13 protein-coding genes are annotated in these 15,342 nt (G+C 58.8%); 5 read left to right on the plus strand and 8 right to left on the minus strand.

Features of this window, described 5'->3' with window-relative positions:
* The first annotated feature begins 109 nt into the window (after positions 1-109).
* Entirely contained in the window at positions 110-808 is a 699-nt protein-coding gene (locus HMPREF2787_RS07195) for a TetR family transcriptional regulator (RefSeq protein ID WP_246824240.1), read from the plus strand.
* 40 nt (positions 809-848) lie between these two features.
* Here HMPREF2787_RS07195 and HMPREF2787_RS07200 read toward each other — a convergent pair whose 3' ends face one another.
* From HMPREF2787_RS07200 to HMPREF2787_RS07220, 5 genes are all read right to left on the minus strand, one after another.
* Positions 849-2,213 carry a Na+/H+ antiporter family protein gene (locus HMPREF2787_RS07200; RefSeq protein ID WP_016422963.1) on the minus strand — a complete coding sequence of 455 codons (1,365 nt, stop codon included), beginning with the start codon at positions 2,211-2,213 and terminating at the stop codon, positions 849-851.
* Between the two features lie 89 nt (positions 2,214-2,302).
* The gene (locus HMPREF2787_RS07205) at positions 2,303-2,662 is read right to left on the minus strand and encodes a biotin/lipoyl-containing protein (RefSeq protein WP_016422964.1); all 360 of its coding nucleotides are present in this window, start codon (positions 2,660-2,662) and stop codon (positions 2,303-2,305) included.
* Between the two features lie 71 nt (positions 2,663-2,733).
* Positions 2,734-3,039, minus strand: a complete 306-nt coding sequence (locus HMPREF2787_RS07210; RefSeq protein ID WP_016422965.1) for a hypothetical protein — start codon at positions 3,037-3,039, stop codon at positions 2,734-2,736.
* On the minus strand, positions 3,039-4,652 hold the full coding sequence (locus tag HMPREF2787_RS07215) for an acyl-CoA carboxylase subunit beta (RefSeq protein WP_070858897.1): 1,614 nt from the start codon (positions 4,650-4,652) through the stop codon (positions 3,039-3,041). The genes HMPREF2787_RS07210 and HMPREF2787_RS07215 overlap by 1 nt, the downstream gene beginning before the upstream one ends.
* Positions 4,653-4,675: 23 nt before the next feature.
* Entirely contained in the window at positions 4,676-6,172 is a 1,497-nt protein-coding gene (locus HMPREF2787_RS07220) for a methylmalonyl-CoA carboxytransferase subunit 5S (protein ID WP_049170291.1), read from the minus strand.
* A gap of 274 nt (positions 6,173-6,446) precedes the next feature.
* Here HMPREF2787_RS07220 and glgX point away from each other — a divergent pair, with 274 nt between their 5' ends.
* Positions 6,447-8,588, plus strand: a complete 2,142-nt coding sequence (gene glgX, locus HMPREF2787_RS07225) for a glycogen debranching protein GlgX (protein WP_049193987.1) — start codon at positions 6,447-6,449, stop codon at positions 8,586-8,588.
* 172 nt (positions 8,589-8,760) lie between these two features.
* On the opposite strand, the gene HMPREF2787_RS07230 is transcribed toward glgX, so the two are convergent.
* A complete protein-coding gene (locus HMPREF2787_RS07230; protein ID WP_005510305.1) occupies positions 8,761-9,003 on the minus strand; it encodes a HigA family addiction module antitoxin in 243 nt (80 codons plus the stop codon).
* A 324-nt stretch (positions 9,004-9,327) separates the two neighbouring features.
* Here HMPREF2787_RS07230 and HMPREF2787_RS07235 point away from each other — a divergent pair, with 324 nt between their 5' ends.
* From HMPREF2787_RS07235 to HMPREF2787_RS07245, 3 genes are all read left to right on the plus strand, one after another.
* A complete protein-coding gene (locus HMPREF2787_RS07235) occupies positions 9,328-10,971 on the plus strand; it encodes an exonuclease domain-containing protein (protein ID WP_070858898.1) in 1,644 nt (547 codons plus the stop codon).
* Positions 10,972-11,084: 113 nt separating this feature from the next.
* Positions 11,085-13,547, plus strand: coding sequence for a malto-oligosyltrehalose synthase (gene treY, locus HMPREF2787_RS07240; protein WP_070858899.1), 2,463 nt, complete (start codon positions 11,085-11,087; stop codon positions 13,545-13,547).
* The gene (locus tag HMPREF2787_RS07245; RefSeq protein ID WP_070858900.1) at positions 13,537-14,703 is read left to right on the plus strand and encodes a GTP pyrophosphokinase; all 1,167 of its coding nucleotides are present in this window, start codon (positions 13,537-13,539) and stop codon (positions 14,701-14,703) included. Before treY ends, HMPREF2787_RS07245 begins: the two co-directional genes overlap by 11 nt.
* Here the strand turns inward: HMPREF2787_RS07245 and HMPREF2787_RS10890 are convergent.
* Complete coding sequence (locus HMPREF2787_RS10890) at positions 14,651-15,043, minus strand: RNA-binding S4 domain-containing protein (protein WP_080969602.1); 393 nt, start codon at positions 15,041-15,043, stop codon at positions 14,651-14,653. The two genes, HMPREF2787_RS07245 and HMPREF2787_RS10890, sit on opposite strands and share 53 nt — an antisense overlap.
* Complete coding sequence (locus HMPREF2787_RS07250) at positions 15,044-15,289, minus strand: hypothetical protein (RefSeq protein ID WP_005510313.1); 246 nt, start codon at positions 15,287-15,289, stop codon at positions 15,044-15,046. It abuts the gene before it with no gap.
* Positions 15,290-15,342 lie beyond the last annotated feature (53 nt).

Below are 15,342 nucleotides of genomic sequence, written 5' to 3' on the forward strand. Positions count from 1 at the left end.
TTGTTCAGTTATCAAACTTAATACCGCAGCTACAGAATGTCGAACAGGGTTCAATTCCCGTCGTGTCGCGGATTTACGCTCCCCATTTCAGCCTTGAGACATCTTCCAGATGATTCTTCTTTCGTCTACGGTAGGCAGTGTGCAATTGACCAAGGACATCATTGTCGACGCAGCTCTCACCATTCTCAACGAGTACGGACTCGGCGATCTCACGATCCGCCGCCTGACTCGCCACTTGGGTACCGCCGCTGGCGCAATGTACTGGCACTACCCTTCCAAGCAGGCACTGCTGGGCGCCGTCGCTGACCGCATCTTGGCTCCCTGCACAGAGTTTTCCGCCACAGGCGATTGGCGTGCCGACATCGAAGCCGTCGCCGAGCTGCTCTACTCCTGCCTCACCGCTCATCGGGATGGCGCCGAGGTCGTCTCGGCCGCGCTCGCTACGGGCACCGCCACGATTCGCCCCGAACAACTGCTTGCCGACGTCCTGGAGAATGCACCCGAAACCTCCATCAGCACCCCATCAGCGGCTGATACCGCGTCTGTCCTCGTGTACTTCATTCTCGGTGCGACAGTCGACCAGCAGACAGCCATCGCGCTTGACCTGAACGGCGCCAAGGGCGTTTCCGACAATGGTGATGCCAGTGGCGAGAACACCGCCGATAAGGACGCTGAGGTCGAGACTTCCTCTGAAGATACGGCTACACAGACAAAAGAGCTCGGCCGCCAGCGCATTGCACTGGGAACCGAGCTCTTTATCGCCGGAATTGCGGGGGTTGCGGAGACTAAGGGGATTGCAGGTCAGTAAGCCCCGCTGAAACAATCACGCTCACGGTCAAGCCCCGGCGCTAGAGCACCAGAGCTGCTACCCAACCAGCTGCCAGCAGCGGCAGGTTGAAGTGCAGGAAGGTCGGAATAACCGAATCGCGAATGTGGTCGTGCTGCCCGTCGGCATTGAGACCCATCGTCGGGCCGAGCGTCGAGTCCGATGCCGGCGAACCAGCATCACCTAGAGCACCTGCAGTACCAATGATGGCGACGGTAGCCATCGGCGAGAAGCCCAGCGATACACACAACGGCACATAGATGATGGCGATAATCGGCAGCGTCGAGAAGGACGAACCAATACCCATCGTGACCACCAGACCAACGACCAGCATGGCGAATGCAGCGGCAGGCTTGTTGCCCGCAAACAGCTCTGCAGTAGCGGTCACCAGCGGCTCGATCTGGCCGGACTCCGACATCACCGAGGCGAAGCCCTGTGCGGAAATCATGATGAAACCAATCAGGGCCATCATCTTCATACCGGCGGTGAACACGTCGTCCGCCTCACGCCAGCGCACGGCACCGGTGAGCATGAAGATTGCCAGACCAGTGAGTGCACCAATCAGCAACGGATCGGCATCGGTCTCCATAGAATTCATCACAATCTGGACGACGAAAGTCACCACGATTGCAACGAGAGCAACGATAACTCGGTACTTCGACACCGGTTCGTCAGACTGGGTTTCTGCGTGTGAGGACTGGGCAATCGGCCGATCTTCGTAATGCCGTGGCTTCCGGTAGGAGAAAAATACGGCAATGGCCAGACCGGCCAGCATGCCGAGAGCCGGGATGCCCATCGTCATCATGATGTTGATATTGGAAACATCAAGGCCAGCATTCTCGATGTTCCCCAGCAGGATGTCGTTCAGGAAGATAGAACCGAATCCGACCGGAACCCACATGTAGGTGGTGACCAAACCGAAGGTCATCACACTGGTAATCATTCGACGGTCGATGTTGAGGCGGTTAAATACCGGCAACAGCGGCGGAATAATCAGCGGGATAAACGCAATGTGAACTGGGATGAGGTTCTGCGACATAATCGCCATGGCCAAAATGCCGGCGACCATACCCCACTTGGTCCATGCCTCTGCCTTAGATTTAGCGCCTTCATCCTCCGTACCGATCTTGGCAATCAGCCAATCGGCCAGCAATTTGGGCAACCCAGAGGATGCCACTGCCATGGCAAAGGCGCCCAGCATGGCATAGCTCAGGGCAATCTTCGCACCACCAGAGAGGCCTTCCTGGAAGGCAACCATTGTGGCATCGAGCCCCATACCGGCGGAAAGACCACCGACTAAGGCGCCAATAAACAGCGCTAGCACAACGTGTACCCGGCAGACCGCCAGGATTAGCATCACCAAAACGGCGAGAAGAACGGCATTCATAAGGAAAATATTAAGGCAACCTTAAGTATTTCCAGCAACCGGGGCTAGAAAGACTTCACCCCAAAATCTTTACACCCCGGCTAATGCGGCTAATCAATCGAGACGAGTCCCTGGCCGCCCTGCACTGCGTCGCCGACTTCGACATGAATAGAGCCGACGGTGCCTGCAGCCGGGGCCGTAATCTCGGTTTCCATCTTCATTGCCTCGAGAATGAGCAGCACCTCCCCAGCCTCAATCTTCTGGCCTTCCTCGACCAAAATCTTGCTGACCGAACCTGCCAGTGGCGCCACCACCGAATTGGCGGAGACACCCGAGACACTAGCGGTGGCCGGCTCAACGGAAGCGCTCGACGATCCACCCAACACGATGGGCGAAAGACGCTTGGGCTCCTCAACTACTTCGACGTCGACATCGTAGGCAATGCCGCCGACAGTCACTTTCAATTTCATGGCTCAACAATCCTCACGTAGCAAAAGTCAATGAGTCAGACTCAATTAAGTCGGGTATCGAAAATTTCCAACTAACGCAGGTTGCGCTGCTGCTGGATCTGGCGTCCCTGCGCAGCCCACGTCTTATGGCGGTTGTATCGAATTGCCTTCACCTTGCCGCGATTGCCCAGGTACGCAGACACTGCTGCCGAAATGGCGATGACAGTATCCTCGGGGATATCTGCGTCCACGCGTTTGCGCAGTTCAGCCAACTCGCTTTCTGCCTGATTCAGGCGTGCCGTGGCCTTCTGCAAGCTTGTCGAGGTCGCATCCAACCGGTCGGTCAGTTCAGCGACGAGCGCTCGCAGCTCCTTAATCTCACCGATGCCGTCAGACATTACTGTGGCCCCAATCCGTGCTTCTTGGCCGGGCGAACCTCGCGCTTGTTACGCAGAACCGACAGTGCGTCAGCCACACGCAGGCGGGTTTCCGCCGGGTCAATCACGTCGTCGACCAGTCCGCGCGAGGCGGCGACATACGGCGTCGAGAAGCGTGTCTTGTATTCGGCGATACGCTCGTCGCGCACGCGCGCCTGCTCTTCCTCGTCGCCCGCGGCGGCAATTTCCTTTCGGAAGACCACGTTGACCGCACCCTCTGCGCCCATCACCGCAATTTCCGCAGTCGGCCATGCGAATACGTAGTCCGCGCCGAGGTCCTTCGAGCACATCGCCAGGTACGCACCGCCGTAGGCCTTACGCATGACGACGGTCACCTTGGGCACAGACGCTGCGGAGTATGCGTAAAGCATCTTTGCGCCGTGGCGGATGATGCCGCCATGCTCCTGGGTGACGCCCGGCATAAAGCCAGGAACGTCAACCAGGGTGACCAGCGGGATGTTAAAGGCATTGCAGAAGCGGATGAACTTTGCGCCCTTGTCCGAGGAATTGATGTCCAGCACACCGGACATCACGTTCGGCTGGTTGGCGACAAAGCCCACGGTACGGCCCAAAACTCGACCAAAGCCGACAACCAGGTTGGTGGCAAAACCCGCCTGGCACTCGAGGAAATCGCCATTGTCGGCGATACGGATGATGACCTCGCGGACATCGTAGCCCTTCTTGCCATCGACGAGGACGATGTCGCGGAGCTCTGGATCCGGCTCGGCGTCGAATACCGGATCCACGATTGGTGGCTCTTCCGTGTTGTTCTGTGGCAGGAAGCTTAATAGCTTCTGCGCAATCAGGATGGCCTGCTCGTCATCGTCGGCAACGAAGTCAATATTGCCGGCCTTGGCCATGTGCGCATCAGCGCCACCGAGCTGCTCGGAGGTGACTTCCTCGCCGGTCACAGACTTAATAACGCCCGGGCCGGTGATGAACATCTGTGCCTTGCGAGTCTGAATGATGAAGTCGGTCAGCGCTGGCGAGTAGGCAGCGCCTCCAGCACATGGGCCTGCAATGATGGAAATCTGCGGCACCAGACCGGAAAGCCAGACATTGTTGTAGAAGACCTGGCCGTAGCCCGACAGAGAGTCAATCCCCTCTTGAATGCGAGCACCACCGGAGTCGTTGATAAACACGAACGGAGTGCCGTTGTCGGCAGCAGCGCGCATGGTGGCCGCAACCTTGCGGGACTGCGTTTCACCAGCGGAGCCACCCATGACCGTGAAGTCCTGGGAGGCCACGTGCACTGCCCGGCCGAGAACCGCGGCAGTGCCGGTGACCACGCCGTCGGCAGGCGCGTCGGCAGTATCCATGCCGAAGTCGGTGGTGCGGTGAGTCATAAACATGCCGGTTTCACGGAAAGTGCCCTCGTCGACGAAGTTGTCGATACGCTCGCGGGCAGTCATCTTCCCACGTTCGTGCTGCTTGGCCTGGCGGGCCTCACCGCCACCGGCCTCAACACGACGACGCTGAGCATCCAAATAATCCAGGCGCTCCGCCATCGAGGCATCGACGCCCGGCGCGACGGCACCCGCCGGATTCGGCTGGTTTGCTGAACTTTGCGACATTGCTATCTCTTCTCCCGATGTTCCTAGGCGGGTTCCACCTGGACGGTCTGTGAGCGACCGCCAACGGTGACCTTGTAGCGAATTGGCTCGCGAATGGCATTGGCAGCACCAGAGGCCTGCTCCGCCTCGCGCTTGAGCTGTTCGGCAGTCTTACCGACGTTCTTCGGCCCTTCGCCGCGCGTGGTGAAGAATCCCGGCGCGACGGATGGGAACAGTGCGTTGGTCAGGACGTCCTCGGCGGTGCCGTTGTAACCGTCGAGCTCCTTGGCCTGCTTGACCAGGTCGTCCCACTCTGGTTCGAGGAGATCAGCCGGGCGAACCGTGATTTCTTCCTTCTTGGTCTGTTCCGCTGCCTGCTTAATCAGCTCTGGGTTGCGCTCACCCGGGCACTGCCCGTAATAGCCGAGCATGAGGTCAGCGAACTCAGCCGTCATAACCTTGTAGCGTCCCATCAGCACGTTAAACACAGCTTGCGTGCCGACGATCTGCGAGCTCGGAGTCACCAGCGGCGGGTAACCGGCGTCCTTTCGGACAATCGGTACCTCACGCATGACCTCTTCGACGCGGTCACCCGCGCCCTGGGCCTTGAGCTGGTTTTCCATGTTCGACAACATGCCACCAGGAATCTGCGACATGAAAATGTCGGTATTGACCAGGGTTTTCGACTCGAACTCTGCGTACTTCGGACGCACCTTGCGGAAGTGGTCACGAATGGTGATCAGGTTATCCATGTTCAGGTCGGTGGTGTAGTCGGTTCCCTCCAACATTTCCACCAGCGACTCGGTCGGGTTGTGCCCCGGGCCCAGCGACATCGACGAAATTGCCGTGTCCACGACATCCGCACCAGCTTCGATGGCCTTCATCAAAGTCACCATCGTGACACCGGTGGTCGAGTGACAGTGGACGTTAATCTGGGTGTCCTCGCCGTAGGTTTCCTTGATGCCGCGGATGATGTCGTAAGCCGGCTGGGGTTTCAGCAGCGCTGCCATGTCCTTCAACGCAATGGAGTCCGCCCCCATATCCAGTAGACGACCAGCGAGCTTCACGTACCCGTCGACGTCGTGAAGCGGAGACGTCGTGTAGCAGATCGTGCCCTGCGCATGCTTGTCGACGTTCTTGACCGCGCGCATGGCGTGCTCGAGATTGCGTGGGTCGTTGAGGGCGTCGAAAACACGGAATACGTCCATACCGTTTTCAGCGGATTTCTCGACGAACTTGTCAACCACCATGTCCTCGTAGTGGCGGTAACCGAGGAGATTTTGACCGCGCAACAGCATCTGCAGGCGACTGTTCGGCATCAGCTTGCGGAATGTCCGCAGGCGCTCCCAGGGGTCTTCATTAAGGAAGCGGATGCAGGCGTCAAAGGTTGCGCCGCCCCAGCACTCCACACTCCAAAAACCGGCCTTGTCCATTTCTTCACAGACATCGACCATGTCTTCCATAGCCATTCGCGTTGCCATGAGGCTCTGATGAGCGTCTCGGAACGCTACTTCCGTTACACCAATGGTTCGTGGACTCATAACTCCAAAAGTAAAGGCCTTTGGGGATCTTCGCGCGTTGGTGACCGCGAATATTGGGGATTCGGCGCCCGCCAAGGTGCGTTTAGAGTGTCAAATTGCCCACTTGCAGGGTTAAATACTTATTTTCACGCGAAGTTTATGCTCTTAATCGTTCGACTCGAATTTTTCCTTGGGGGTCGTTTTTGCGAAGTGCGCTCGACAGATGGGACGGATGGCGCGCCCACACGGGACCGAAAAAGGCTCATGTTTTTTACAAAACGGTTAAGGTAGTCACATGAACCAAGCAAATACAGTCGGCGATTATCAAGTATGGCCGGGTGAGCCTTACCCGCTCGGATCTACCTACGACGGCGCTGGCACCAACTTTGCACTCTTTTCCGACGTTGCGGAAAAGGTTGAGCTTTGTCTGATTAGCGCCGAAGGCGAAGAAACACGCATTGAGTTGGAAGAAGTCGATGCGCATATCTGGCACTGCTACATCCCGTCTATCATGCCGGGCCAGCGCTACGCCTACCGCGTACACGGCCCATTCGATCCGGCCAACGGTAAGCGTTGCGACCCCAACAAGCTGCTGGTCGACCCATACGCCAAGGCTTTCGACGGCGAATTCGACGGTCACCCATCACTGTTCAACTATGACATTCATGACCACTCGAAGCGCAACACCGAGGACAGCCTGGGACACACCATGACCTCCGTGGTCATCAACCCATTCTTCGACTGGGGCGCTGACCGCGCACCTCGCACGCCGTACAACGAAACCGTGATTTACGAAGCCCACGTCAAGGGTATGACCATGACTCACCCGGATATCCCGGAGGAGCTACGTGGTACCTATGCCGGTCTCGCGCATCCGGCAATTATTGACTACCTCAAGGACCTTGGTGTCACGGCTATCGAACTGATGCCGGTCCACCAGTTCCTCCAGGACGACCACCTGCGCGAAAAGGGGCTGCGCAACTACTGGGGCTACAACACCTTCGGTTTCCTAGCACCACACCAGGACTACTCGGCTTCCCAAAAGCCAGGCGGAGCAGTCAGCGAGTTCAAGGGCATGGTGCGCGCATTTCACGATGCCGGCATTGAGGTCATCCTCGACGTGGTCTACAACCACACCGCCGAGGGCAACCACATGGGCCCAACCATCTGCTTCCGAGGTATCGACAACGAGGCCTACTACCGTTTGGTCGAGGGTGACCGCCAGCACTACATGGACTACACCGGCACCGGTAACTCCCTGAATGTGCGCCACCCACACTCGCTGCAGCTGATTATGGATTCGCTGCGCTACTGGGTCTCCGAGATGCATGTCGACGGCTTCCGCTTCGATTTGGCCTCCACCCTGGCTCGAGAATTCCACGATGTCGATCGACTCTCCGCCTTCTTTGACTTGGTACAGCAGGATCCGATTGTCAGCCAGGTCAAGCTCATCGCAGAACCGTGGGATGTCGGCGAAGGTGGCTACCAGGTCGGTAACTTCCCACCGCAGTGGACTGAATGGAACGGTAAGTACCGCGACACCATCCGCGACTTCTGGCGCGGTGAGCCATCCACGCTCGGCGAGTTCGCTTCACGTATCACCGGTTCCTCGGACCTGTATGCAAACAATGACCGCCGCCCAACTGCGTCGATTAACTTCGTGACCGCGCATGACGGTTTCACCCTCAATGACTTGGTCAGTTACAACGAGAAGCACAATATGGCCAACGGCGAGGACAACCGCGATGGCGAGTCCCACAACCGTTCTTGGAACTGCGGTGTGGAAGGCCCGACCGACGACGAGCGCATCATTTCGCTGCGCGCTCGCCAGCGTCGTAACTTCCTGACCACTCTCCTACTGTCCCAGGGCACTCCAATGATTAGCCACGGTGACGAAATGGGACGTGGCCAGAAGGGCAACAACAACGTCTACTGCCAGGACAACCGTTTGGCCTGGGTCGACTGGAATCAGACTCGCACCAACTCTGAACTGGTCGAATACACCCAGTTCCTGACTGAGCTGCGTGCGGAACACCCAGTCTTCCGACGCCGCCGCTTCCTGCGCGGTGGCCCGCTCGGTGCGGAAACCGACGATCGTGACATTGCCTGGCTGACCTATGAGGGCCGTGTCATGACTACCGATGACTGGAACTTCGACTTCGGCAAGTCGTTGATGGTCTGGCTCAACGGCGATGCCATCACCGAGCCTGACCGCCGAGGTCACAGGATTGAGGATGACTCCTTCCTGTTGTGCTTCAACGCCCACCACGAGGACATCATGTTCCAAATTCCGGGCACCGAATACGCACACAGCTGGGAAGTCATCATCGACACCACAGAGATCACGGGTCGCCCGACCCGCGAGCGCATCGTTGAGCCAGAAGGCGAGCTCCGCGTGCCAGCCCGTTCTACCATCGTGCTGATCGAGCGGCACTAGCCGCGTCCGCGTTGGGTGTAGGGGCCTGGGCCTGGGTTTGTTCCTACACAAAAATCCCCTGTCGGCGGAAGACTTTTCTTCCACTGACAGGGGATTTTCGGCTCTGAGTTCAACTCAAAACAGGGTTTGGGTCAACACAGCACCGCGGGAGCCGAGCTGGCGTGAAGTCTTCTTACGCAGATGCGCGCATATTGAACTCCGCCTGAGAGTTCAACCAGTACTCCGGCTCGGTGTCAAAGTAGTCGGACAGTCGATTTGCGAGGTCAGTAGTGACCGCAGTGCGGCCGGTGCGAAAGCGCTCCAGAGTTGAGCTTGGCACGCCGATGGCAAGAGCCAGTCGGTAGATAGAGAGGTGTCGCGGCTCGAGGAAATTATCGTTCAAGATAGAACCAGGGTGCACAGGATGCGTGCTCAAAATGTTTACTCCTTATTTCATCGCTTCACTGGCATACGTTGTTTCCGCTTTGCCCTTCGCTTGAGCTCGAAAGCTCGAACGACCAGTTACCGCCGTTCGTCGAAAAGTATAAGGAGCGCCCGCTCAAAATGCATCCGGACATTTAACCCCCCAAAACATGTGGTTTTCAGGGGTGCAGACACCCCCCACTGTCCGAACGCTCCATAAATATTCCTATTTTTGTGGGCATTTCCACATTGTCGGAAGCCACATGTACTCGGCGACAGCCGCAGGTACCGCAGCCTCTATGAGGCTCAATCCGCCATCGGCGCTACCATCTAGTGCATGACTACGACCACGCCATCCTCCGAGCCCGCCGTCGTCTTCGAGCTCACCGGCGACACGGTGACTATTACCGCAGATGGGCTCCGCCTTACCCACACCATCAACACGGCTAGCACCGCCCCCGCGAAGCCCCTCCCGCTTGCCGACGTTGCCGAGGTCGCATCGGCAAGTAAAAACGGTGTCTACACTCCGGCCAACCGCTTTTTCCCCGGCACGGTAGACCTCGGGGTAGCTTTGCCAAAGGCCCGTGTGATGCCTCATCGTCAGGCAGCAGCGCAGTTGCTGGCAGACCTCGTGGCGGAGATAGCCAAGAATCCTGAGTTCTACAACTCAGCAGATGCTTTTACTTCCACGTTGATGCCGTGGGTGGCACAGCGCGCGGCGGTCACCGAAGGCGTGAGTGTGGTTGAGGGCGCGGGCGACGTCGTAAAGCACTCTGTGCCTTTTGCACCGCTTCCTACTGGGGATGAGGTTGCGGTGTCAGACATCGCACCGTTTGCGGCGTTCGATGTAGAGACAGCGAACGAAGACACCGGCTCGATTATTCAGCTTGGTGTTGCGGTCGTGCGTGGCGGGAAGGTGACGGATCGTTATTCCTGGATGTGCCGTCCGCCAAAGGGGCTGGAGTATTTTGATGAAGCCAATGTCGCGATTCATGGCATCACGGCGGCGGATGTGGCCGGTGAGCCGTCATTTCCGGAGCAGCTGGCGAAGTTTGTTGACGTCGTTGGGGATTTGGACGTAGTTGCTCACAATGCGCGGTTTGATTTCACAGCCCTGTCGCGGGCGTGCCGGGCGGAAGGCATTCCAGCACCGAAGTTGAGTTTTGCGTGTACTTATATGTGGGCTCGGCAGATGCAGTTGGGGCTGCCCAACTTGAAGCTGCCGACGTTGGCGGAGGCCGCGGGAGCGTCGCTGGAGAATCATCATGATGCGACGGCAGATGCGGTCGCATGTGCTGAGGTAGCGCTGTGGTTGATGGAGCAGCAGCGCGCAACATCGGTGGCTGATTTGAGCCAGAAGGTCTCGCTGAGCTTGGGCCAGATTGGCAGTGGACGAGTGCGGATGGTGCGCTATGACCCGGCTGGTGTCGCCAGCACTGGTGCCGGGACCAACGCGGGCACTGGTGCTGGTGCTGGTGCGCAGTCCGGCAGTTCCGCGCCGTCACGTCGGCCGCGTCGCAATGCGAAATGGGATGCGGCAAAGACACCGGACACCATTCCAGACCCGAATCCGGACGCGGATCCAAGCGGCCTGCTGTACCAGCAGCGGGTGACACTGACCGGTGATTTTGCACCGTATGACAAGGGCTTTCTGTGGGACAAGATTGCCTTTGCAGGTGCGAATATCAATAAGGGTGTCACGAAGAAGACGACAATTTTGGTCGCCGGTCCGTGGGATTCGGTGACGTCGAAGGAGAAGAGGGCTCGACAGCTGCAGGCCGAAGGCCAGGAAATCCAGATTTGGACTGAGAAGGAGCTCTTCACCGCACTCGGGCTGAATCCGGAAGAGGATGGCGCGTCCGAAGCGGGAGACACTGCGGAAGGGACACCTAGCGCCAGCGCCGGAAACAACTCCAGTGAGTCGGTTCCGTTGTTCGGTTCTACTTCCCTGCCGGGCGATGACGGAATGCCACCCTTCTAGGCCACGTTCACGAGAAGAAATTCGCATTCGGACGGCGGGCGCAGACTCTGGGGCTAGCTGCTTCCACAGCGGTCAGGCAGCAGCTTTTCCTGGTGGGCGGTATAAAGGGGAACATGAGTCGCCGACCAATTACGTCCACCTACCGTCTCCAACTCCGTGGCCCCAAGGCCGACCCAAACGGGCGCGCTTTCACGTTCGCTGACGCGGCTGAACAGGTCGGCTACTTGGCAGACCTCGGGATTTCACACCTGTATCTGTCGCCTATCCTCACCGCCGTACCGGAGTCGAACCATGGCTACGATGTCATCGATCCGACGACAGTGAACCCGGAGCTCGGCGGCATGGAAGAGCTGCAGAAGCTCGCGCAGGTGGCGCACAAGGCCGGTCTGGGCATCATTATCGACCTGGTACCGAACCACCTCGGTGTTGAGGAGCCCAAGCTCAATGCCTGGTGGTGGGACGTTCTGACCTATGGCAAGGATTCTCAGTTCGAGCCATACTTCGACATCGACTGGCACGAGGACAACGGTGCCAACGGCAAGATGGGGTTGCCGATTCTGGGCTCCCCGGAGGATATCGACAAGCTGGAGCTCGACACCTCTGGCGACGAGCCACTTCTGCGCTACTACGACAACACATTCCCGGTGCGCCCGGGCACCGAGGACGGCACCCCGCAGGAAGTACATGATCGCCAGGCCTATCGCCTGATGTACTGGAAGGACGGGGTCATTGGCTACCGTCGATTCTTCAGCGTCAACGGTCTGGCCGGCATCCGCCAGGAAAACCCGGTGGTATTCGAGCACACACACCGCATCATCCGCGAGCTGCTAGCTGCGGACATCATTGACGGTGTCCGCATTGACCACCCAGATGGCCTCAGCAACCCATTCGGATACCTCAGCGAGCTGCGCCGTCTACTCGGCGATGACAAGTGGCTGGTTATCGAGAAAATTCTGGGTGCCGAAGAGCCACTGGATCCGAGGCTCCAGGTTGACGGCACCACGGGTTACGACGCCCTGCGTGAGTTCGACAATGTCTTCGTCAACCGCGACTCCCGAGACGCCATGAGCATGTTGGCTCTGCAGCAGTCCGGTTCAACCTGGGACAAGACTGCCGTGCAGGCAACTGCGCAGGCTCTCAAGCACGATGTCGCTGCTCACGAGTTGGCTGCGGAGGTTCGTCGTCTAGCACGTGCCCTGCGCCGCGATAACTGGTCTATCAGCGGTACCAGCGTCAGCGATGAGGTACTTATCGACACCATCTGCAAGCTGGTCGCTGCCATGCCTGTCTATCGTTCGGACTATGTCTCCCTGTCACGAGTGGCTTCCACGGTCATTGGTGAAATGGCAGCGCGTTTCCCCTCTCGTGTCTTTGCCCTCGACCTCATTTCGGCAGGTTTGGTAGCCGGTAGTGAGGCCGCCACGCGGTTCGCTCAGGTTTGTGGTGCGGTCATGGCAAAGGGTGTCGAAGACACGACCTTCTACCGTGCCTGCCGCCTGATCAGCCTAAACGAAGTCGGCGGTGATCTCGGTCGCTACGGCATGTCTGCGGCGGAGTTCCACCTGTTGCAGTCGGAACGTGCTCGCCTCTGGCCACGAACCATGACCACGCTGTCCACGCACGACACCAAGCGCGGCGAAGATGTCCGAGCCCGCATTCTCCAGCTCTCCGATGTCTCCGGCGACTGGGCTGAAAATGTCCGCAACTGGATGGCCATCACCCCCGCCCCGGACGATGCCACCGGCTACTTCCTGTTGCAGAACATCATCGGAGTCTGGCCGACCGACGGCGTAATTACCGATGAACTGCGCGAACGCCTCCACAACTACGCCATTAAGGCCATCCGTGAGGCAGATGTTCACACCTCCTGGACGGAGCCGGTCGAGGAGTTCGAACTCGGCATCCGCAGCTGGATCGACGCGCTTCTCGACGGCCCCCTGACCGACTCCATCACGGAGTTCGTCCGCTCCATTGCGCCAGCTGCCCTGACCACGTCTCTGTCGCGCAAGCTCCTCCAGCTTGTCGGCCCCGGTATCCCCGACACTTACCAGGGGACGGAGTTCACAGAGGACTCCCTGGTTGATCCCGACAACCGCCGCTTCGTCGACTACGATGCGCGAGTCGCGGCGCTGGATAAGGTTGCCCGCGATGAGGTCACGTCGGTGACCAAGAGTCCAGAGCACCCAGCTGAGCTGCCGGAGGACTTTACGGATGCCGATGCGGACGTCGCAAAGCTGATGGTGACTCACCACGGAGTGAAGCTGCGTGCGGAACGCCCGGAGTCCTTCGTCGGCGGTGCCTACCAGCCAGTATTCGCCGTCGGTGTCGGCGAGCGTCATCTGGTCGGCGCGGCACGTGGACCGAAGGGCGAGCCGGAAGATGTTATCGCGCTGGTGACGCGCCGTCCGCTGGGACTGCAGCGCGAAGGCGGTTGGGGCGACACTACAGTGACACTTCCCAAGGGATTCTGGACCGACCGTTTCACTGGCCATACTTGGTCCGGCACCATCGCCGTGGCTTCTCTGTTCAGCTCCTTCCCAGTAGCACTGCTGGTACGCGAGGACGATGACGATTAATCGAATGAAGGATTCGCTTGCCGACGGTTCCCGCGAGCAGACCCGCAAGGCTCAGTTGGCGGAGGATCGAGAGGTTACACGTGCGCTGCAGTCGAAGTACGACTCGTGGGCAACTCGGCACCCCACTGCCGCGCAGGACTTTGTCGATGCGATTAAAGAAATTCTCTCCGATGCCGGTTTGGCCTTTGACAATGTCACGGCGCGGGTGAAGTCCTTCCGCTCATTGCGGCAGAAGGCCCTGCGTCGTGAAGCGGATGGCAGCTACGTCTACCCTGACCCGTGGCACGGTATCCACGACATCATCGGTGTGCGTGTAACCACGTACCATTCGACGGAGATTCCCGCGATTATGGATGCGCTGGGAGATTCGCTGACTGTGCTGCGTAGGATTGACAAAACCGCGGAGACACGAATCAGCGGCCGGTTGGGATACGGCTCCCAGCACTTGATCTGCAAGGTGTCGACGGCGGCGCCGTCAGAGCTAGCTCCATATGCGGATATGCAGTTTGAGGTGCAACTGCGCACTGTGCTGCAGCATGCGTGGGCGGAATTTGAGCACGATATTCGCTATAAGGCCCCTGAGGGAGCGACAGACCCGCGGATTGATCGAGCTTTTGCGCTGGCCGCTGGCCTTATTGAGCTCGCGGATCAGCAGTTCGACCAAGTCGTTGCCGTGCTGGAGGAATCCACGCCGGACGATTCCGCGCAGGGAGAGGGCAAACAGCCCTCAGCTCCGGCAAAGACCACAGCCGATGACATTGTGGTGACTGAGGAAACCCTACCCGGCGTGCTGACGATGCTGCTTCCAGATGCGCCCCGATCGAAATCAGAACATTACGGCTGGGCAGAAGAACTGCTGGAGCGCAATGGCATTCGCACTGTCGGGCAGCTGCGAGAGCTACTTAATCCGCAGCGCCTCAGCGCGGTAAGCAAGGCCATGAAGTACCGCTTTAACCCAGGCCATGTGCGTGTTATCGATGACCTACTACTAGCGGCTCGCGGTGAAAAGCACATCAAGGCCACTGCAGATACCAGCCATAACCCGAAGCGTCGACCAGCCCGTTTGCGCGCACGGTTGCAGCAACTAGCGGAGGCCGGGATGCCTATGAGCGACGTCCCCGAAGACGATCGAGCTGACGGCGATCGCGCTTCGTAGGCCGCCCGGCACCGCGGTCGCGCGTCGGCATCGATGCGAGAATCTCCCTCGGGGGCGGCGGCGGAGAGTGGTCGATATAGCACTGCCTGGCCACCGGAGCTCCGACCCGCTTCTTCACCGTCTTGGTGACCTCAACAATGTGTTCGCGGTGGTTTGCCCACAGTCGCACTCTATCCCCTGGAACGACCAGAACTGAGGGTTTCACGGCTTCGCCGTTGACTTTGACGTGGCCGCCACGGCACGCATCTGCGGCCAATGAGCGAGTTTTCAGCAACCTGACCGCCCAAATCCAGGCATCAATACGCACTGGCTCGGTAGACAATTGCTGCTGAGCAGGCATTTACTGCGGATCCTTGTAGTTCACAATCCGCTGAACCTTTTGCCAATTGAGAAAACCACCGACCAGGCCGACTACTGCCAGGATGAGGAATAGAGACATGCTTCCGGCTAGAAGTCCGAGCACTGCACCGCCGACGACACCACTGCCTGCCCATACAACGGCATTGCGGGAGTACTTTCGCACCGCGTTCTTGCGGAGCTCAATGGGGTTCTGAGGTTGGGGCTGAAGATAGCTCATGGAGTACATATTAGAGCGTTCTGGTCGCCCTGACGCATCGCATAGGTCGATAGGGCGTACAA

This window comes from Corynebacterium sp. HMSC061H03 (assembly GCF_001838215.1).
Classification (GTDB): domain Bacteria; phylum Actinomycetota; class Actinomycetes; order Mycobacteriales; family Mycobacteriaceae; genus Corynebacterium; species Corynebacterium jeikeium_D.